The 20489-nt window shown below is 71.1% G+C and carries 16 protein-coding genes and 1 pseudogene; 10 read left to right on the forward strand and 7 right to left on the reverse strand.

Translation table 11 applies throughout. The features are described from left to right. Positions 1-527 precede the first annotated feature (527 nt). Complete coding sequence (locus NP777_RS17665) at positions 528-2777, forward strand: putative bifunctional diguanylate cyclase/phosphodiesterase (RefSeq protein WP_256651101.1); 2250 nt, start codon at positions 528-530, stop codon at positions 2775-2777. Positions 2778-2916: 139 nt separating this feature from the next. Here the strand turns inward: NP777_RS17665 and NP777_RS17670 are convergent, their stop codons facing one another. Next, on the reverse strand, positions 2917-3273 hold the full coding sequence (locus NP777_RS17670) for a DUF779 domain-containing protein (RefSeq protein ID WP_164425126.1): 357 nt from the start codon (positions 3271-3273) through the stop codon (positions 2917-2919). 136 nt (positions 3274-3409) lie between these two features. Beyond that, positions 3410-3793: a cytochrome P450 gene (locus NP777_RS48090; RefSeq protein WP_256651102.1), complete on the reverse strand. Its 384-nt coding sequence runs from the start codon at positions 3791-3793 to the stop codon at positions 3410-3412. A 279-nt stretch (positions 3794-4072) separates the two neighbouring features. Between NP777_RS48090 and NP777_RS17680 the strand changes: the two genes are divergently transcribed. Beyond that, positions 4073-5050 carry an AMP-binding protein gene (locus NP777_RS17680; protein WP_256651150.1) on the forward strand — a complete coding sequence of 326 codons (978 nt, stop codon included), beginning with the start codon at positions 4073-4075 and terminating at the stop codon, positions 5048-5050. Here the strand turns inward: NP777_RS17680 and NP777_RS17685 are convergent. Continuing rightward, positions 4948-5697: pseudogene (locus tag NP777_RS17685) on the reverse strand (ketoacyl-synthetase C-terminal extension domain-containing protein); the annotation flags it as partial. The gene NP777_RS17680 and the pseudogene NP777_RS17685 sit on opposite strands and share 103 nt — an antisense overlap. A 236-nt stretch (positions 5698-5933) precedes the next feature. Between NP777_RS17685 and NP777_RS17690 the strand changes: the two are divergent. The 8 genes from NP777_RS17690 to NP777_RS17725 all read left to right on the forward strand — a co-directional run bounded on the left by NP777_RS17690 (position 5934) and on the right by NP777_RS17725 (position 15164). Then, positions 5934-6140, forward strand: coding sequence for a hypothetical protein (locus NP777_RS17690; protein ID WP_256651103.1), 207 nt, complete (start codon positions 5934-5936; stop codon positions 6138-6140). A gap of 345 nt (positions 6141-6485) precedes the next feature. After that, the gene (locus NP777_RS17695) at positions 6486-7916 is read left to right on the forward strand and encodes an MFS transporter (protein ID WP_256651104.1); all 1431 of its coding nucleotides are present in this window, start codon (positions 6486-6488) and stop codon (positions 7914-7916) included. A gap of 225 nt (positions 7917-8141) precedes the next feature. Then, on the forward strand, positions 8142-9719 hold the full coding sequence (locus NP777_RS17700) for an FGGY family carbohydrate kinase (protein WP_256651105.1): 1578 nt from the start codon (positions 8142-8144) through the stop codon (positions 9717-9719). A gap of 73 nt (positions 9720-9792) precedes the next feature. Continuing rightward, positions 9793-11466, forward strand: coding sequence for a glycerol-3-phosphate dehydrogenase/oxidase (locus tag NP777_RS17705; protein ID WP_256651106.1), 1674 nt, complete (start codon positions 9793-9795; stop codon positions 11464-11466). After that, entirely contained in the window at positions 11463-13016 is a 1554-nt protein-coding gene (locus NP777_RS17710; RefSeq protein ID WP_256651107.1) for an FAD-binding oxidoreductase, read from the forward strand. The genes NP777_RS17705 and NP777_RS17710 overlap by 4 nt, the downstream gene beginning before the upstream one ends. Before the next feature lie 44 nt (positions 13017-13060). After that, entirely contained in the window at positions 13061-13720 is a 660-nt protein-coding gene (locus tag NP777_RS17715) for a glycerol-3-phosphate responsive antiterminator (protein WP_256651108.1), read from the forward strand. Between the two features lie 5 nt (positions 13721-13725). After that, on the forward strand, positions 13726-14028 hold the full coding sequence (locus NP777_RS17720) for a putative quinol monooxygenase (protein WP_256651109.1): 303 nt from the start codon (positions 13726-13728) through the stop codon (positions 14026-14028). Then, positions 14025-15164, forward strand: coding sequence for a zinc-binding dehydrogenase (locus NP777_RS17725; RefSeq protein WP_256651110.1), 1140 nt, complete (start codon positions 14025-14027; stop codon positions 15162-15164). Before NP777_RS17720 ends, NP777_RS17725 begins: the two co-directional genes overlap by 4 nt. An 87-nt stretch (positions 15165-15251) precedes the next feature. Here NP777_RS17725 and adh read toward each other — a convergent pair whose 3' ends face one another. From adh to NP777_RS17745, 4 genes are all read right to left on the reverse strand, one after another. Then, on the reverse strand, positions 15252-16775 hold the full coding sequence (gene adh, locus NP777_RS17730; protein WP_256651111.1) for an aldehyde dehydrogenase: 1524 nt from the start codon (positions 16773-16775) through the stop codon (positions 15252-15254). Between the two features lie 107 nt (positions 16776-16882). Then, positions 16883-18304, reverse strand: a complete 1422-nt coding sequence (locus NP777_RS17735; RefSeq protein WP_256651112.1) for a GAF domain-containing protein — start codon at positions 18302-18304, stop codon at positions 16883-16885. Positions 18305-18393: 89 nt separating this feature from the next. After that, the gene (locus NP777_RS17740) at positions 18394-18528 is read right to left on the reverse strand and encodes a hypothetical protein (RefSeq protein ID WP_256651113.1); all 135 of its coding nucleotides are present in this window, start codon (positions 18526-18528) and stop codon (positions 18394-18396) included. A 309-nt stretch (positions 18529-18837) separates the two neighbouring features. Further along, positions 18838-20103: a glycoside hydrolase family 18 protein gene (locus NP777_RS17745; RefSeq protein ID WP_256651114.1), complete on the reverse strand. Its 1266-nt coding sequence runs from the start codon at positions 20101-20103 to the stop codon at positions 18838-18840. Between the last annotated feature and the right edge of the window lie 386 nt (positions 20104-20489).

Genomic DNA, 20489 nt, shown 5'->3' on the forward strand with positions numbered 1-20489 from the left:
CGGGGCGGACGGGGATGCCGCTGCCTCGGCCGCGGAGACCCCGGTGTGACGTTCAAGCGCGGCGGACGTGATGGATTTCCTAATTCGACTGTTCCCGCGCGAGGTTGGCGCACCGCCAGAACGGGGCTCCTGGAGGGGGCTCAGCGGGACGCCTTCAAAGGCCCGGCCTGTGGAGGACCGAGGTCAGCGCGGGGTTCGGGCCGCTGGCAGATGCCGCTGACAGGTGCTCGACAGCCCCCGGCGGCGCCCGTCTCCATGATCGGATCCGGATTGAAGTTTTCCGTTTTTCCTTTCCTCATCGAACGATTGATCAGTAATCTCGCCTCAGCAGCGGGTTGCCGTGCCGCTCTTCGTCGTGCTCCACTTCCCCGAGGACGCGGACGACCCGAGGGCGGCCCCGGAAGCCGGAAGAGGGCGAAGGAAGTGCAGGACGTGGACTGGCGGCCGGAGGGCATCGACGCCACAGGCGAGGACGCGGCAGGCTACAGGGACACAGCCCATGGCGGCTGCCCCGGGGAGCGCACGATATGACTTCCGAATCGGGCGGGCCGAGATGTGACCGCGGCGCCGGGGACGCCGCCGGACACCCCGCCCCCAGGGAGAACGATCCGCTGAGGCGATTCGCGGGCATCTGGTGCCGGGCGGTCCACCCGCTGGCCGCCACGAAGATGACGCCTGACGAGTTCGAGGGCTATCTGCTGCCGCTGGCCCACCGGTTGAGCGCCGCCCTGTGCTCCTCCCCCTTCGACACCGAGGCCGCGTACGAGGTCGGGGCCGCGCTGGTGGACGCCCAGTGCACCGAGCCCGACGCGCTGCCCGCCATCCTGGGCGTCATCGACGCGCATCTGGTGTCCTGCTCGTCGCCCGGAGCGCCCTTCTCCCGGCCGTCCGGTGAATCGTTCCCAGGCCCGTCCGACGAGCCCGCCCACGAGCCCCTGGCCGACGAGGAGGCGCGTGCCCGCTGTGTGCGACTGCAGCACGCCCTCGCCGCCGGATTCGTCCGCGAGCTGCGCGAACGCGAGCGCGATGAGCAGGAGGCCATCTCACGAGCCGCGATGGCCGCCCGGACCGAGGCCGAGAAGGCGCTGCACGCGAGCGAGGCCAAGTTCCAGGCCGTCTTCGAGGGCGCGGTCATCGGCGTGGGCATCGCCGGGCTCGACGGGGAGGTGCTCGTCGTCAACGACGCCATGGCCCGGATGTTCGGCGGGATGGACTTCTTCCGCCCCGGCCGCAAGGTCACCGAGTTCGTGCACCCCGACGACGTCCCCGGCGCCCATGAGCTCTACCGCGAGTTGGTCAACGGCGAGCGCGACCACTTCCGCATCGAGAAGCCGCACTACCGCGACGACGGCAGCGAGCTGTGGACCAATCTGACGGTCACCCTGCTGCGCGACTCCAGCGGTGCCCCGCAGTACCAGCTCGCCCTCGCCGAGGACATCACCGAGCACCGGCAGCTCCGGGAGCGGCTGCGCTACGAGGCCACCCACGACGAGCTGACCGGACTGCCCAACCGCACCCTGTTCCTGGAGCGGCTGGACCAGGTGCTGGCCGCCGACGCCGACGCCGAGCGGTTCGGCGTGTGCTACCTGGACCTGGATGGCTTCAAGGCCGTCAACGACAGCCTCGGTCATGTCGTCGGTGACGGGATGCTCAAGGCCGTGGCCGAACGCCTCCAGCGCTGTGTGAAGCCCGCCGAGCTGCTCGCCCGGGTCGGCGGCGATGAGTTCCTCGCCCTGGTCACCGGCCCCGCCGCACAGGCCGACGGCGCCGGGCTGGCCCGCCGGATGCTCGCCGCGCTCGCCGAACCCGTCCGGATCGAGGGCCGTGAGCTGCGGGTACGGGCCAGCATCGGCGTGGTCGACGGCCGGGCCGGGGAGATCGGCCGGGCCGAGGTGCTGCGCAGCGCCGATATCACCATGTACCGGGCCAAGGCCGCGGGCGGCAATCGCTTCGAGATCGCCGACGCCGACTCCAACGCCCGGGTGATCGCCCGTCACAGCCTCACCAACGGGCTGCCCTCCGCCCTGGAGAAGGGCGAGTTCTTCATCGAGTACCAGCCGCTGGTACGGCTCACCGACGGCACCGTGCGCGGCGCCGAGGCGCTCGTACGCTGGCTGCACCCGCTGCACGGAGTGCTCGGCCCCGACCAGTTCATCCCGCTCGCCGAGGACACCGGGCTGATCGTCCCGCTCGGCCGCTGGGTGCTGGAGCAGGCCGCCCGGCAGGCGCGGAAGTGGCGCGACGCCGCCGAGGACGACGAGTCGCTGCGCGTCAACGTCAATCTCTCGCCGTGCCAGCTGAGCCATCCCACGCTGGTCTCCGACACGGTGGCGGTCCTGGAGAACGCCGGGCTGTGCCCCAGCGCGCTGTGCCTGGAGGTCACCGAGAACGACCTCATCGGCGCCGACGAGACCGCCCTGCGGCCGCTGCGGCAACTCGCCGACCTCGGTGTGGACATCGCCCTGGACGACTTCGGCACCGGCTACTCCAACCTGTCGTATCTGCGCCGGCTCCCGGTCTCCCAGCTCAAGCTGGACCGTTCGTTCACCCGGGGCATGCAGCGGGCCCCGGCCGACCCGGTCGACGTCAAGATCGTCGAGGGGATCGTCTCGCTCGCGCACACGCTGGACCTCGCGGTGACGGTCGAGGGCGTGGAGACGGCCGTACAGGCCGAGCATCTGCGGGGGCTGGGCTGTGACACCGCGCAGGGCTGGTACTACGCACGGCCGGGCCCGCCGGAGCGGCTGCACACCCTGGCGCTGGCCGACGCGAGCTGAGGGCGCGGCCGGCGGAGGGCGCAAGAGGTGGTGTTCCCCTCGCGCCTGTCCGGCGGTGCGGCGCGCCGTGTTCAGTCGGCTGTGTTCAGTCGGCCCGCTCAGCCGACTGTGTTCAGCCGCCGCGCTCAGCCGACTGTGTTCAGCCGGCCGTGTCGTCCAGCAGCCGTGAGCGGATCAGGAAGCGCACCCCTTCCGGCGCCTCCAGGGAGAAGCCGCTGCCACGGCCCGGCACCACGTCCACCGTGAGATGCGTATGGGCCCACAGCTCGAACTGCGAGGCCGACATCCAGAAGCCCACCGGCTCCTCGACCCCGTCCACCTCCAGCTCCCCGAGCAGCACATCCGACCCGCCCGTACGGAACTCGCCGAGCGGATAGCACATCGGGGCGCTGCCGTCGCAGCAGCCGCCCGACTGGTGGAACATCAGCGGGCCGTGATCCGCCCGCAGTTTGCGGATCAGCTCGGCCGCGGCCGGTGTCAGCGCGATACGGTCCATGGGCGATCCCTCTCCGTCATGCTGGTCCTGCTCACCGAGCGGTCAGGGGTCCGGCCCAGCGAACCCCTCGCCACGTTGCGAGAACGTTGCCCTTCACCACGATGCCCCCCACCACGATGCCATCACGGCGTCCCCCTCACCATGTCATCGGCAGCTCGCGCAGCCCATAGGTGTTCTTGTCCGTACGGACGTGGACCTGGTCGAACGGAACCGCCGGCAGCAGGGCGGGGAACCGGTCGAAGAGCCTGGCGTACGAGCAGCGCATCAGCGAGCGGGCCAGTTGCTGTCCCAGGCACTGGTGAATGCCGTAGCCGAACGCGGCGTGATGGGCCGCCGGGCGGGTGACGTCCAGGGTGTCGGGCGCCGGGAACTGCTCCGGATCGCGGTTGACCGCGGGCAGCGCGAGGGTGACCGAATCCCCGGCCTTGATCAGGTCGTCGCCGACCTGGACATCCTCCAGGGCGGTGCGGATGGGCCCGAAGTGGGTGACCTGGAGTTCGGCGAGTGCCGGGCCACCCACCACAACCTGGCCAACGGCCCGATCCCCGATGTATCGGTCATGGCCTATGAACAGCCCGACGGCGGTATCCGCATCGACCTGAACGGCAACGCCGACCTCTACGGCCCCCAGGACCTGGCCGACCACCAGCGACGACTCTTCGCCTTGTTGGAGGCGGTGGTGGTGGATGCGGGGCGGTGTGTGGGTGGCGTGGAATTGGTGTCGGTGGCGGAGCGTGGGGTGTTGTTGGAGTGGGGGAGTGGTGGTGCGGGAACGGCGCCTGCGGTGTTGGGCGAGCGGATGGTGGGCTGTGGGGACGGTGTGCTTGCAGTGAGGTGCGGCCAAGTGTCCCTGACTTACGCGGAGTTGGGTTCGCGGTCGGATCGGTTGGCGCGGTTTTTGGTGGGGTGTGGGGTGGGGCCGGAGCGGTTGGTGGCGGTGGCGTTGCCGCGTTCGGTGGATCTGGTGGTGGTGTTGCTGGCGGTGTTGAAGGCGGGTGGTGCGTACGTACCGGTGGATCCGGGGTTTCCGGCGGAGCGGGTGCGGTTCATGGTGGAGGATGCCGGGCCGGTGTTGGTGGTGGCGTCGGGTGATGTGGCGGGGCGGTTGCCGTCGTTGGATGTGCCGGTGGTGGTGCTGGACGATCCGGAGACGGCGCGGGAGGTGGACGAGCGGCCGGGTACGGCGCTGACGGATGAGGATCGTCTGGCGCCGCCGCATCCCTCGCATCCGGCGTATGTGATGTGCACCTCCGGCTCGACCGGCCACCCCAAGGGCGTGGTGGTGTCCCACCAGAGCCTGCTCAACACGGTCGCGTGGGCCGTCGACACCCTGGGGACGCGGGCCCTCTCCCACGTGATGATGTCCGCCTCGGCGAGTTTCGACGTATCCGCCTTCGAGCTGTTCGCGCCGCTCGCGTCCGGTGGATGCGTGGAGATCGTGGACGATGCCGTGGCCCTGGTGGGGCGGTTACCCCACCGGCCGGAAACGAGCCTGGTGAGCGGCGTCCCCTCGGCCCTGGTCCAGGTCGCGAAGGCCATCGGGCCACGGGACTTCCCGGGCGTCGTGGTCTGCGCCGGGGAGGCCCTGTCGGGCCCGGCGGCTCGCGCCATCGGTGACGCCCTGCCGGCTGCCGGGTGCTCAACGCCTACGGCCCGACGGAGGCCACGGTCTACGCGACGGCCGGGTGGTACGACGCCGAGGCCGATGGCGCCGCACCGATCGGTGGGCCGATCGCCGGTATGCGGGTGTATATGCTCCAGCAGTCGGCCCGCCTGAGCCGCCAACGCCCCCGCACTACGCCCAGACACCACCCACGGCGTCACCCCAGATGCCACACCCCCACCAGCGGAAACCACCTCCACACCCGAGTCCTCATCCACCGGTGCTTCCTCAAGGACAACGTGGGCATTGGTCCCCGACACACCAAAGGAAGACACCCCAGCCCGCCGAACCCGCTCCCCACGCGACCAGGCGACGGGCTCAGTCAGCAGCTCCACAGCGCCCGCGTCCCAGCCAACATGCGAGGACGGCTGGTCCACATGCAACGTACGCGGCAGCATCTCTCGGCGCAGGGCCATGACCATCTTGATCACACCACCCACACCAGCAGCAGCCTGCGCATGACCGATATTCGACTTCAACGACCCCAGCCGCAGCGGCCTACCGTCTTCCCGCCCCTGCCCGTAAGTGGCTAGCAGCGCGTACGCCTCAATGGGATCACCCAACCGAGTCCCGGTCCCATGCCCCTCGACAGCATCCACATCCGCCGCCGACAACCGCGCATTGGCCAGCGCCTGCCGAATCACACGCTCCTGCGACGGACCATTCGGCGCCGTCAACCCATTCGACGCACCATCCTGATTCACCGCAGAACCACGCACCACCGCCAACACCCGATGCCCCCGCGCCCGCGCATCCCGGGAGGTGTTCAACGCCCGCACGCTCAGGGCGCTGCTGCGAGGTCCTCGCCATCCCGCACAGTACGACCTTCCCCCCCGAGCACACCGGACTCCCCGCGCCGACGGGCTGCCCCCCGCGCCCGTCCACGGCACCGGAGGGCGGGCCCGCGGCGCCCGTACCCACGACGGACGAGACGTACACGGACGAGACGTACACGGACGAGACGCGCACGGACGAGACGTACGAGGGAAGGACCCCGATGGTGGAGAGCGAGACCGAGAAGAAGGCCGTGGTCGCCGTGCTGGAGCGGCTGGGCGCGGCCTGGTCGGAGCTGGACGCTCGGGCGCTGGCGGATGTGTTCACCGCCGAGGCGACCATGATCGCTTTCGGATATCTGCGCAAGGCCGGAGGTGACCGCGGAGAACGCGATCCGCTCCACCTGGGCGCTGGTCAAACAGGACGGTGAGTGGCGCGTCGCCGCGTACCACAACAGCCCCGCCAAGGAGGACATGCCCGTGTGACCCGGCAAACCGGGCCCGCCCACGAGGTCTAAGCCGCTCCCGCCTCGGCGGGAGCGGCCCGCTGAGCCCAAGCCGTCACGTTTCGGTAACCAGGCGGAAACCCTTGACGTTTCTCATGGCTGGTTCTTAATCTCGCTGCACCGCGTAGTTGGCGGTTCCAGCAGTTCACGTGCTGCGGCGCTTTCCGCAGTTTTTGGCAGGCACAGACATAGACCACCTGTCGGTGGCTTCGTCGTGCCTGTTTTCTGTGCTCCCCGTGCCGCCGGTAGGTCTTCCTCGAAGGCGGATTCATGGCACAACGTCCGAGCGTCAGAAGCATCGCCGACGTCGTTGCGCTCATCGATGGGCTGGGAAAGATCACCGGCCGGGCGCAGATCATCTGGTTTCTCGTGTTCGGCGGGCTGTTCCTCGACGCCTACTCGAACGCGGCGCTGAGCGCCGGTCTGGGGCCCATGACGACCCAGATGGAGCTCACCAGCACCCAGGTCTCGATCCTCACGGCCACTGCCCCGGCGCTGGCCATCATCTTCAACCCCCTCGGTGGCTGGCTCGCCACCCGCATCGGCCGCGTTCCCCCACTGCTCATCGCCAAGGTGTTCGCGATCGCGGGTGGCCTGCTCGCCGCGCTCGCCGGTGGCTTCACCGTGGTGTGGCTCGGCCGGGTCCTGGTGGGTGTCGCGTACGGCATCGACTTCGCGGTCGCCATGGCGCTGCTCGCCGAGTACACGCCCGCGAAGCTGGGCGGCCGGCTCAATCTGTGGCAAGCCGTCTGGTACGTCGCCACCACCAGCAACCTGGCCCTGGCCCTGGTCTTCTTCAACCTGGACGTCGGCGCCGACATCTGGCGCTGGTCGGTCGGCTCGGCCGCGGTCGTCGCCGTCGCGCTGCTGCTGAGCCAGGCGCTGATGCTCAAGGAGAGCCCCACCTGGCTGGCCAGCAAGGGCCGGCTGGACGAGTCCGTCGCCAACCTGGACCGGATCTACGGGATCAAGGCCGTCGTCGGTACGCCCGACGCGATGACCCGCACCGCGGCTGACGCACCGGTCATCGGGTTCCGCCACACCGGGCTGCTGTTCAAGGGCGAGTACCTGCCGCGTACGGTCCTCGCATCGGTGATCTCGCTCGGGCAGTCGATGCAGTACTTCGCGGTCGGCTGGTACCTCCCGCTGATCAGCCTGACGATCTTCGGCGAGAGCTTCGAGAAGGCCACCGTCGGCTCGATGGTGTTCAACGCCTTCGGTATCGCGGGCGGGCTGCTGTCCGCGTACTTCGGCCGCCGCCTCGGGCTGCGGCTCAGCTCCGCCGCCGGTTTCGCCGGGGTCTTCGTGGCCCTGGTGGCGATGGGGCTGACCTTCGAGAAGGTGCCCACGGCCGTGGCGTTCCTGCTGCCGGTGCTGTTCATCCTCTGCCACTCGGCGGGCCCCGGCGCCAACGGCAAGTCCATCGCCGCGCTCTCGTACACCAGTGACGTCCGCGCCCTGGGCACCGGTGTCACCGGTATGATCGGTAGTTTCGGCAGTGTCGCCGGGCTGTATCTGTTTCCGCAGGTCAAGGACTCGCTCGGACTCGCCGACACTTTCCTGACGCTGTCCGTCGTGCCGCTGCTCGGCCTGATCACCTGCCTGGTGATCAAGTGGGATCCGACGAAGGCCGCCTCGCCCGACGAGGTCGCCGGACAGGATCTCGACGCCTCCGCGGTGCCCTCCGTGGCCGCGCGCTGACCCGCCGCCGGACCCGGCGCACCGCGCGGTGGTCCCCCCTCCGGGTGCATCCCCTCCGTAACCCTTCCCTCCGGGTGCGTCCCTTCCGTAACCCGTCCCTCCGCCTTCGTCCCCTCCCAATCCCTCCGCTCCCCATCCCTCCCCTCCCAATCCCTCCCCTCTCTGTCCCTCCGCTCCCCATCCCTCCGCGCGGCTCGCTCGCGACGCTCGAATGAAAGGGCTGCCATGACCCAGACGTTCCCCGGGGCCTCTCCACGGCGCGGTGTGCTGTCCATCGACGAGGGCACCACGGGCACCCGGGCCGGAGTCGTGCTCGACTCGGGCGCCGCCCACGAGGTGTTCTACCGGCCGATCCGAGTCAGCCATCCGAATGACCTCTCGGTCGAGCAGGACCCGATGGAGATCTGGACCGCCACTCTCGAGGTGGCGCGCCGGGCCGTCGGCGGGGCACGCGAGGACGGCATCGAGATCACCTCGGTCGCGCTGTCCACACAGCGTGCCACGGCGATGCTGTGGGACCGGGTCACCGGGCGGCCGCTACTGCCCGCGGTGGTGTGGCAGGACCGCAGGTACGCACATGAGCTCACCGCCTACGGCGCGGAGTGGGACGCCCTCCTGCTGGCCCGGCAGGGCCGGCCGGTCGGCGCCCGCGCGCCGTTCCTCTGGGCCGCCCGGCAGATCGCCGCCCACTCGGAGGTGGCCGAGGCGCACCGGGCCGGACGGCTGCTCTTCGGCACCGTCGACACCTGGCTGATCTGGCGCCTCACCGGTGGCGCCGTGCACGCCACCACCCCGACCAACGCCGCGTCCACCGGCGGCTACCTGCTGGAGCGGCACGCCTGGGACGAGGAGTGGATCGGCCACCTCGGCTTCCCCCTCGATCTGCTGCCGGAGCTACGCTCCGACGACAGCGGTTTCGGTACGACCGACCCGGCCGCCCTCGGGATCGCCGTCCCGCTGGCCGCCTCCATGGGCGACCAGCACGCCGCACTCGTCGCGCTCGGCGGTCTCGCCGCCGGGCAGGGCATGTGCATGTACGGGACCGGCGCGTTCGTCGACGCGGCGACCGGCACCACGCCCGCCCTGCCCCGGCCGGACATCTCCGGGGTGCTCGCCCAGCCCGGCCGGCGGCAGGGCGACATCAGCCACTACAGCCTGGAGGCGTACACCTCCACCGTGGGTTCGGCGCTGCGCTGGCTCTGTGCCGATCTGGGCCTGTTCGCATCGCCGGAGGAGCTCGGTGAGGAAGCGGGCCGGGTCCCCACCCGGCCGGGCCGCACCCCGCGTTTCGTCCCGGCGCTCGCCGGGGTCCGTACGCCGGTCTGGCACCCGGAGGCCACCGCGTCCCTCACCGGGCTCACTCTCGCCACCACGCGCGCCGATCTCGCCCGCGCCGTGCTCGACGGGATCGCGCACTCGGTGTGCGATCTGATCGACGGGGTCGCCGACACCATGGGCACCCCGTTCACCCGGCTCCGGGTCGGCGGCGGGGTCTCCGGCAGCGACCCGCTGATGCGGATCCAGGCCGACCTGACCGGCCTGCCGCTGGAACGGGTCGCCGACTCCGCCACCGCGAGCCTGCGCGGCACCGCGTATCTGGCGGGTGTCACCCAGGGCCTGTGGTCCTCGCTCGAAGAGGTCGTCGCGGCGCAGCCGCAGGGCCGGGTCTTCGAGCCCGCGATCACGGCGACCGAACGCAGCGAGCAGCGGGCCGCCTGGCGCGACGTGCTGATCGCCCACCTCGGCGACCCCGCGCTGCTCCCCCCGCGGGATGGCGCGCCCGAACCTCATACCCCCCACTGACGGCCCACCGACCGTCGCACTGGCGGCCCGCCGACCACGCGGCCGCCGTACCGGAACACCAGGAGTTGATGTTGTGATCACCATGCCCGCCCGGAAACCGCGGCGCAGCGCCGCGGCGACCCGCCGAACGCCACTGCTGCTCGACCGGGCAGCCCTCAAGCGCCGGCTGGCCGACGACACCTATGACGTGCTCGTCATCGGCGGCGGCATCACCGGGGCGTACGCCGTGCTCGACGCCGCCTCGCGCGGGCTGCGCGCGGCGCTGATCGAGAAGGACGACTTCGCCTCCGGCACCTCGTCGAAGTCCTCGAAGATGGTGCACGGCGGTCTGCGCTACATCGAGCAGGGCAACGTCAATCTGGTCCGCCACTCGCTCCTGGAGCGCCACCGCTTCCGGAAGAACGCCCCGCACCTGGTGCACCGGCTGCCGTTCCTCTTCCCGATCCTGGAGAAGGAGGGTGTCTTCGACGCCCGCCTCGCCAAGGGTTTCGAGGGCCTGCTGTGGACGTACGACCTGGTCGGCGGCTGGCGGATCGGCAAGCTCCACCAGCGGCTCACCGTTCCCGAGGTGCTCGCGCAGGCGCCGACACTGCGCGCCGAGAACCTCCGGGGCGGGCTGATGTACTTCGACGCCCGCACCGACGACGCCCGGCTCGTCCTCACCATCGTCCGCACCGCCGCCGCGCTCGGCGCGACGATCCTCAACGGTGCCAAGGCCGAGAGTCTGCTGATGCGGACGGACCAGGTGGCCGGTGCCCGGGTCACGGCGGACGGCGACACCTTCGACATCCGCTCGCGGGCCGTCGTCAACGCCACCGGGGTGTGGACCGACGAGCTCGACGCGAAGGCGGACGACGGCCACCAGCCGCAGGTCCGCCCGGCCAAGGGCGTGCACATCGTGGTCCCCTGGGACAAGGTGCGGATCAACTGCACGGTCACCGTGCCGATCCCCGGCCGGGCCCGCCGCGCGACCTGCACCCGCTGGGGCAACAGCGTCGTGCTGGGCACCACCGACGAGGACTACCAGGGCTCCCCGGACGATGTGCACTGCACCCGCGAGGAGATGAACTTCCTGCTGGAGGGCGCCAACACCGCCTTCGACGGAAAGCTCACCGCGGACGATGTGGTCGGCTCCATCGGCGGTCTGCGCCCGCTGGTCGGCGGCAAGGAGGGCGCCACCCTCGATATGCGCCGCGACCACCACATCACCGTCGGCCGCACCGGAATGGTGACGGTGACCGGCGGGAAGCTCACCACCAGCCGGCACATGGGCGAGCTCGTCGTCGACAAGGTGATGACGGTCCTCGGCCGCAGGGGGAGGAGCCGCACCACCGATCTCCCGCTCCTCGGCGGCGCCGGTTACGACGCCGAAGCCGTCGCCGCGTCCGGTGGCATCGCCGCCCACCTGGGCGAGCGCTTCGGCACCGAGGCCCGCTTCGTCGGCGACCTCATCCAGGACGACCCGTCGCTGGCCGAGCCGATCGTCGCCGGACTCCCGTACACCAAGGCCGAGGTCGTGTACGCGGCCCGTGCCGAGCTGGCCCGGTCGGTCGACGACGTCCTCTCCCGCCGCACCCGCGCCCGGCTGTTCGCCCGGGACGCCTCCGCGGACGCCGCCGAGGCCGTCGGCGCGCTCCTCGGCCGGGAACTGAACCTCACGGAGGCCGAGGTCGAGCGCTCGGTCGCCGAGTACCTCGCAGCCGTCCGCCACGAAAAGTCCGTACTCCTCGAAGGGGCAGCAGCATGATCAGCCGCCAGACCATCACCCACCCGTTCAACCGGGGCGACTACACCGTCGGCGCCCCCAGCTTCGCCAGGTGGGCGCGGAACACCCCGGTCGGGGACGGCGAGGCCGCGCTTCAGGTGAACCCGGTCGAGGTCCCCGAGACCGTGGTCGAGGCGCTGCGCGAGGCCGCGCACGCGGTGCACACCTCCCGCGACGAGGTCGTCAGCCGGACCCGTGACTGGTGGGCCGGTTCGATGATCGGCGAGACCGAGGGCCGTCCCGCCACCCCGAACGCCGTGATCGTCGAGGCCGCCGACGCCGACCAGGTCGCGGCCGTGCTGCGCATCTGCCACGAGGCAGGCGTCCCGGTCACCCCCTCCGCCGGCCGCTCCAACGTCACCGGTGCCGCCCTCCCCGTCTTCGGCGGCGTCGTCCTGGACGTGTGCGGACTGAACCAGATCACCGGCTTCGACGCCGAGTCGAACATCGTGGACGTCCAGGCCGGCATGTTCGGCGACCTCTTCGAGAAGCGGCTCCAGGAGGAGTACGGCGTCACCACCGGCCACTGGCCGTCCGCGTTCGCCGTCTCCACCGTCGGCGGCTGGATTGCCTGCCGCGGCGCCGGTCAGCTCTCCACCCGTTACGGCAAGATCGAGGACATGGTCGTCGGCGTCGACGTCGTGCACGCGGACGGTACGCGTGCCACGTACGGCGACTACGCCCGCGCCGCGGTCGGCCCGGACCTGCGCCAGCTGTTCATCGGCTCCGAGGGCACCCTCGGTGTCATCGTCTCGGCCCGGCTGCGGGTCCACCCGCTGCCGGAGTACGCGAGGGCCGCCGCGTACGGCTTCACGACCTTCGCGGAGGGCCTGGACGCCTGCCGCAGGATCATGCAGCGCGGCGCCACCCCGGCCGTCCTGCGCCTGTACGACACCCTGGAGTCCGGCACCCACTTCGGCCACCCGGAGACCAACCTCCTGCTCATCGCCGACGAGGGCGACCCGGCCATCGTCGACGCCTCGATCGAGGTGGCGAAGGAGGTCTGCGGGAGTTACGGCCCCGAGCTGGACAGCAAGGCGGTCTTCGAGCGCTGGCTGGACGAGCGGATGCTGGTCGGCAAGTCCGCCGACGGCTTCAAGCCGGGTCCGGGCTTCGTCGCCGACACCCTGGAGATGGCCGCGTCCTGGACCGACCTCCCGGTGATCTACGACGAGGTGGTCGCCGCGATCCAGTCGGTGGACGGCACCCTGGCCGCCTCGGCCCACCAGTCCCACGCGTACACCGACGGCGCCTGCGTCTACTTCTCGCTGCGTGGCGATGTGGCGCCCGAGTCGCGCCGCGACTGGTACCGCTCGGTGTGGGACGCGGCCAACGCCGTACTGATCAAGCACGCCGCGGCCCTCAGCCACCACCACGGCTGCGGTCTGCTGCGCGGCCCCTACCTGGAGGAATCCCTCGGGGCCGGCTTCGCCACGTTCGTCGCGGTGAAGAAGGCCCTGGACCCGGCCGGCCTCCTCAACCCTGGCAAGCTGGGCCTTCCCAGCCGCTTCGGCACGTCCCCGCTGAACTGACCCCAGCAGCCCCGCGCCCTCCTTACCCCAGGCAGGTCTTCACCATGGCCCCCCACCCGTTCCACTCCGGTGCCCCACTCGCGCCCCGGCTCGCCTCGGCCCTCGCCGAGGTGCCGGTCGTCGCGTCGGTGATCGGCACCCAGCCGCTGCGGCAGTTCCTGACCGCGCCGGCCAAGGTGTGCATCCTCGCGTCGTTCACCGTGGGGCAGCTGCCCAAGGTGGTGCCGGCGCTGGTCCGGGCGGGGAAGACCGTGTTCGTGAACGTGGACAGCAGCCCCGGTCTGGCCCAGGACCGGGGCGCGCTGGAGTTCATCAAGAACATGGGCGTGCACGGCGTGGTCAGCACCCGGCTCTCCCTCATAGAGAAGGGCCGTCCGCTGGGCCTGCTGACGATGATGAAGGTGTTCGTCACCGACCGGTCCAATCTGCCCCGCTCCACGGACGCGATCTCGCGCGGGGCGCCGGACCTGGTCGAGATCATGCCCGCCCCGATCATCGCCCGGATGAGCGAGCGGGCACAGCGCGCGATGTCCCCGTCCGTCGCCGCCGGATTCGTGGAGACCCCCGCGGACGTGGCGCTCGCGCTGGCCCTCGGATCGGTCGCGGCCGCCACGTCCGACCCCCGCCTCTGGCACCTGCGCCGGGACCAGCTGCCACCGGTCCCGCCCACCGCGCTGAAGAGGCCCGCCGCACCCCAGGAGTAGTCCCCATGACCCACGTAGTCATAGCCCGCTACCGCACCAAGGCCGGTGCGGAGAACACCGTCCTCCCGCTGCTCGACACGGTGGCCGCCGCCTCCCGCCAGGAGCCTGGCAACCTCGCCTACCGCGTCCACCAGGGCACCGAGGACCCGCGGGCGATCGTGCTGTACGAGGAGTACGCCTCCGAAGCCGACTTCACCGCGCACTGCGCCACCCCGCACTTCCAGGAGATCGTGCTCGGCAAGGTCGTCCCGCTGCTGGAGAGCCGTGATGTGCTGCGCTGCGCCCCGCGTCCGGAGGCGCGGGCATGAAGACCCGTGCGGTGGTGCTGCGCTCCACCTCGACCGCCCGCCCCTACTCCGAGACCCGCCCGGTCGAGGTGGAGGAGCTGGAGCTGGGCGGCCCGCGCGAGGGCGAGGTGCTGGTCCGGATCGCGGCCGCCTCGCTCTGCCACTCGGACCTGTCGGTGGTCAACGGCGACCGGGTCCGCCCGCTGCCGATGGCGCTGGGGCACGAGGCGGTGGGCATCGTGCGGGAGACCGGACCGGGCGTCGCGCGGGTCCGCGCCGGTGACCACGTGGCCCTGGTCTTCGTGCCCAGCTGCGGCTGCTGCGCCGACTGCGCGGCCGGCCGGCCCGCCCTGTGCGCACGGGCCGCCGCGGCGAACGGGTCGGGAGCGCTGCTGCACGGCCCGTCCCTGCTGACCGACGCCTCCGGCACTCCGGTCCACCACCAGCTTGGCGTCTCCGCGTTCTCCGAACACGCCGTGCTGGCCCAGGAGTCGGTGGTACCGATACCGCGGGACATCCCTTTCACGGTGGCGTCGATGTTCGGCTGCGCGGTCCTGACCGGCGCCGGAGCCGTCATCAACACGGCGTCCCTGCGCCCCGGCCAGTCGACGGTGGTCTACGGCCTGGGCGGCGTGGGCCTGGCCGCGGTGCTGGGGGCCCGCGCGGCGGGCGCGTACCCGGTCATCGCGGTCGACCCGGTACCGGAGAAGCGCGAGCTGGCCCTCCGGCTCGGCGCGACCCACACATACTCCCCCGGCGAGGCGGTCGAGGCGATTCACGACCTCACTTCCGGCGGTGCCGAGCTGGCGGTCGAGGCGGTGGGCAGCCCGAAGGTGATGGCCGAATGCCTGACGGCCGTGGCCCGGGGCGGCAGGGTCGTCTCGGTGGGCCTGCCCGCCCCCGACCGGGTGCTGGAGGTCCCGGCGCTGACGTTCGCGGGCGAGGGCAAGTCCCTGCTGGGCTCGTACATGGGCGACGCGGTACCACGCCGTGACATCCCCCGGTTCCTGGACCTGTGGCGGGCGGGCCAACTGCCGGTGGAGCGGATGCACACCGGCACCCTGCCGCTGACCGGCATCAACACGGCGATGGAGGAGCTGGCCTCGGGCCGGGCGATCCGTCAGGTCATCGACACATCGGGAATGCTGGACGGCTGACCCTCGGCCCCCACGGCGACCGCCCAGTTCGCCCCGCACAGGGCGCCTGACGGGCATCCGCCCTGGTCAGGCGCCCTGTCGCGGTGCTCAGAAGAAGCCGAGCTTCTTCGGCGAGTAGGACACCAGCAGGTTCTTCGTCTGCTGGTAGTGGTCCAGCATCATCTTGTGGGTCTCGCGGCCGATCCCGGACTGCTTGTAGCCGCCGAAGGCGGCGTGCGCCGGGTAGGCGTGGTAGCAGTTGGTCCACACCCGGCCCGCCTGGATGGCGCGCCCGGCCCGGTACGCGGTCGAGCCGTCCCGGGTCCACACTCCCGCGCCCAGCCCGTAGAGGGTGTCGTTGGCGATCCCGATCGCGTCGTCGAAGTCGCCGAACCGGGTCACCGCGACCACCGGCCCGAAGATCTCCTCCTGGAAGACCCGCATGCGGTTGTCACCCTCGAAGATCGTGGGCTCGACGTAGTAGCCGCCCTCCAGCTCACCGCCGAGCTCGGCGCGGCTGCCGCCGGTGAGGACGCGGGCGCCCTCCTGGCGGCCGATGTCCAGGTAGGACAGGATCTTCTCGAGCTGGTCGTTGGACGCCTGGGCGCCGATCATGGTGTCGGTGTCCAGCGGATGCCCCTGCGTGATCTTCTCCGTACGGGCCACGGCCGCGTCCATGAACGCCTGGTAGTGGCCGTCCTGGACCAGGGCGCGCGAGGGGCAGGTGCACACCTCGCCCTGGTTGAGGGCGAACATGGTGAACCCTTCCAGGGCCTTGTCCATGAAGTCGTCGTCGGTGGCCGAGACATCGTCGAAGAAGATGTTCGGGCTCTTGCCGCCGAGCTCCAGGGTGACCGGGATCAGGTTCTCGCTCGCGTACTGCATGATCAGGCGGCCGGTGGTGGTCTCCCCGGTGAAGGCGACCTTGGCCACCCGGGAGTTGGACGCCAGCGGCTTTCCGGCCTCCACGCCGAAGCCGTTGACGATGTTGACCACACCCGGCGGCAGCAGATCGGCCACCAGGCTCATCCAGACGTGGATCGAGGCGGGCGTCTGTTCGGCCGGCTTCAGCACCACCGCGTTGCCCGCGGCCAGCGCCGGGGCCAGCTTCCAGGTGGCCATCAGGATGGGGAAGTTCCACGGGATGATCTGGGCGACCACGCCCAGCGGCTCATGGAAGTGGTACGCGACCGTGTCGTGGTCGATCTCGGAGAGGCTGCCCTCCTGCGCCCGGATCGCCCCCGCGAAGTAGCGGAAGTGGTCGATGGCGAGCGGGATGTCGGCGGCCAGCGTCTCCCGTACCGGCTTGCCGTTCTCCCAGCTCTCGGCGACCGCGAGGGCCTCCAGGTTCTGCTCCATCCGATCGGCGATCTTCAGCAGCACCGAGGCGCGCTCGGCGGGCGCCGTACGGCCCCAGGCGGGGGCGGCCGTGTGGGCGGCGTCCAGGGCCCGCTCGACGTCCTCGGCGGTGCCCCGGGCGATCTCGGTGAAGGGCTGTCCATTGACGGGGGTGGGGTTCTCGAAGTAGCGGCCCCGGGCCGGCGGTACGTACTCCCCGCCGATCCAGTGGTCATAGCGCGGCTGATAGGTGACGACCGAGCCCTCGGAGCCGGGGCTTGCGAAACGCGTCATGGGGCGGCCTCCCTGGTGTACGCGTGGTGGGTCCCGTTGTCGGACGCGTCGTTCGTACGCGCGTCCAGGCTCCGCCCGCGCCGACACGGGCGGAGCCGACGGGGAGGCTAGCCGCGGCCACGTTGCGCCGACGTTGCGTCCCGGTGGCCGCCCCCTTGCCGCGGGGCTCCGTGCTCATGGCCGCCTCGGTGGCGCGGGGCTTCGCCTTCACGGCCGCCTTGGTGGCGCGGCGCTTCGCCCTCATGGCCGCCTTGGTGGCCGCCGCCCGGCAGCCCGTACAGCTCCCGCAGCCGCCGCACCCGTGCCGCCGGAGCCGCCCGCCCCGGCGCATGCGCCGGAAGGGTGGTCAGCAGCGCCTCCGCGACCTCCAGATCGTCCTCGCCCCACGGGGTCTGCACCCAGCGCCGCAGCAGCTCGGGATCGCCGTGGGAGAGCACGGCGCGCCGCAGCCCGTCCTCCAGCACCCGCCGCATCCGGCACACCCCCGGCGCCTCCGACAGCGGCAGCAGCGGCCCGGGGTACGCCCGCAGCGCCGTGTACGCGTCGCCGGAGGCCAACGCCTCGGCGGCGTCCGCCAGATCGGTGCGCACGGGCGCGCAGAGCCGGTACGGGCGCGAGCCAAGCAGCGGGCCCACCAGGCGGCGCAGCCGGGACAGCTCGGCCCGCAGTGTCACCGGGGAGCGGTCGTCGGCCCGGGACCCGTACAGCTCGAGCGTCAGCCGGTCGCCCGAAAGACCCTCCGGATGACCGGCCAGCAGCACCATGATCTCGCTGTGCCGCCGCCCGAGCCGCAGCCGCCGCCCGTCGACGACCAGCAGCGCCTCGTCCCGCCCCAGCGCCGTCAGCGAGATCCGCGGCACCCGCGTCCGCGGCACCTCGGCGCCCAGCTGGGCCTCGGCGGCGCGGGCGGTCGCCTGGACCAGGGCCAGGCTGTGCGGGGCGGCCAGATGGTCCCCGCCGGTGATGTCCACCGCGCCCAGCAGCCGCCCGGTGTGCGGATCGTGGACCGGGGCGGCGGCGCAGGTCCACGGCTGCACACTGCGGTTGAAGTGCTCGGTGGCGAAGATCTGCACCGCGTGGTCGACGGTGAGCGCCGTGCCGGGCGCGTTGGTGCCCGCGTGGCGCTCGTCCCAGCGCGCCCCGGCCACGAAGTTCATCCCCTCGGCCCGGTTCCGAACCCCCGCGTGCCCCTCCACCCAGAGCAGTCGGCCCTGCTCGTCGCAGACCGCGAGCAGATGGGCCCCGTCGTAGGCGATGGTGCCCAGCAACTCCCGGAACAGCGGCATCACCCGGGCCAGCGGATGGTCCGCGCGATAGGTGTCCAGCGCGTCGTCCGCCAGGTCGATCGGCGCCTTGCACTCCTGGGTGACCCGGGCGTCGGCCGAGCGCCGCCAGGACTCCGCCACCACCGGCCGTACGGCCGGACTCACCGCCCCCTCCGTCAGAAACGCCTCATGGGCGCGGCGCACATCGCGGGTGCGCTCAGCGGGGTCGGTGCCTGACGCCATCGCCAGCCAGGGATTGACCATGGTGCCTCGCTCAGCGGTACGGAGGGGCGGAACGGGGAGGTGCGGAGTGTCAGGCTTTCACGGATCGGACGGCGGGAGGAGTCGGCAGGTCAGGTATGCGCGGGCAGGGAGGGGGCGGGCACGGCCCCGGGCGGGGAGGCATAGCCGCAGGAGTGGCAGATCTTCCACCCGTCCTGGTTCACGGCGAGTTGGCCACCACAGCTCGGGCACTGCTCGGAGCTCATGATCGTTCCTTTGGTTCACGCGCGCGGAGTGGAGCGGGCCACCCGTGCGCTCAGATTTCCTTGTGGGGCGGATGCCCCGCAATAGCCAGAACAAGCCCGCGTTGAGGTACGAGCCCCGGACGGAGCGCGTTCACCAGGGGGTACGCGGCGTTACCGGGGGGCTTCTCCATATACGCTCCTCGCGCCCCCTCGTGCCCCGCTTGAACGCTTGACACCCACGGGTCGGTTGTGCGCGGGCGCGCACGACGAAGCGGGCGGGGAGCCGGTGATGGCTCCCCGCCCGCGTCGATCAGGGGTGTTGCTGTGGCGTCAGCTGATGGACTTGATCAGCTCACCGTTCGCGGTGTCGCCGCTGAGCTCCCAGAAGAAGGTGCCGCCCAGGCCCTGCTGCTGCTTGTAGTTCATCTTCCCGGCGATGGTGGAGGGGGTGTCATAGCTCCACCACTGATTGCCGCAGTGCGCGTAGGCCGTGCCCGCGACCGTGCCGGTCGCCGGGCAGGAGCCCTTGAGCACCTTGTAGTCCTCGATGCCCGCCTCGTAGGTGCCGGGCGCGGCGCCGGTCGCCGTGCCACCGGGGGCGTCCTGGGTGACGCCGCTCCAGCCGCGTCCGTAGAAGCCGATGCCCAGCAGGAGCTTCGAGGCCGGGATGCCGAGGCCCTTGAGCTTGCTGATGGCGGCGTCGGTGTTGAAGCCCTGCTGCGGAATGCCGTTGTAGGAGTTGAGCGGGGAGTGCGGGGCGGTGGGGCCCTGTGCGGCCCACGCGCCGAAGAAGTCGTACGTCATCGGGTTGTACCAGTCGACGTACTGCGCGGCGCCGGCGTAGTTGGCGGCCTCGATCTTGCCGCCGGAGGAGGCGTCGGCCGTGATCGCCGCGGTCACCAGGTTGGACGAACCGAACTTGGCGCGCACGGCGGACATCAGGTTCTTGAAGGCGTCCTTACCGCTGGTGTCACAGGTGAGGCCGCAGGCGTTGGGGTACTCCCAGTCGATGTCGATGCCGTCGAAGACATCCGCCCAGCGCGGGTCCTCGACCAGGTCGTAGCAGGACTGGGCGAAGGCGGCGGGGTTCTTGGCGGCCTCGGCGAACCCGGAGGACCAGGTCCAGCCGCCGAAGGACCACAGCACCTTCAGACCGGGGTGGAGCTTCTTGAGCTTGCGCAGCTGGTTGAAGTTGCCGCGCAGGGCGCCCGCGTCCCAGGTGTCGGCCTGGCCGTCGACGCTGCTCGCCGCGTCGTACGCCTTGTCGTAGTCGGCGTAGGAGTCGCCGATGGCGCACTTACCGCCGGTGACGTTGCCGAAGGCGTAGTTGATGTGGGTGAGCTTGGCGGCCGAGCCCGAGGTCTCGACGTTCTTGACGTGGTAGTTGCGCTGGTAGATGCCCCATTCGGTGAAGTAGCCGACCACCTTGTTCCCGGCGGCCTTCGTCGTGGGGGTCTTGGCGGCCTTGGACGTGGCCTGGGGTATGTCGGCGCTCCGGGGTTCACCGGCCGCTGCCGAGCCCGCGAGCAGGGTGGCGGTCAGCACCGCCGTACAGATCGCCGCGAGCGCGGCGGACAGTCTGCCTGGTCTGAGCATGGAATCTCCTCGGTGGGGGGTGAGGGGAGAGTGAACTGCCCGACGACCTGCCCATAGCTTGACATGAACGCGCAGGGCAGGGTGGGGAAAAGGTAGAAGGACTAGACCAGTGGGGTCAATGGTCTGGGCCAATTTGCTCCCCGCGTGCGACGTTGGTGGGGGCGCGTGGAGGAAGGTGGTGGGTGTTCCTGTTGCTCCTGTGCGAAATTGGTTGAAGATCGGGCGACCGGTACCGGAAGGCTCCGGATCGGGCATACTCCAACCGCCGCAGTGCAGGTCATCACCGTTCGCGATCCGACGGGCCGACCGGCCGGCGGCAGCGACACCGGTGGCGCCGCCTCACCCCGGCGCACGCCGCCGCAGCGCCTGACCAGGGGAGAGGAGAG

The sequence above is a fragment of the Streptomyces rugosispiralis genome (assembly GCF_024505145.1).
GTDB lineage: Bacteria > Actinomycetota > Actinomycetes > Streptomycetales > Streptomycetaceae > Streptomyces > Streptomyces rugosispiralis.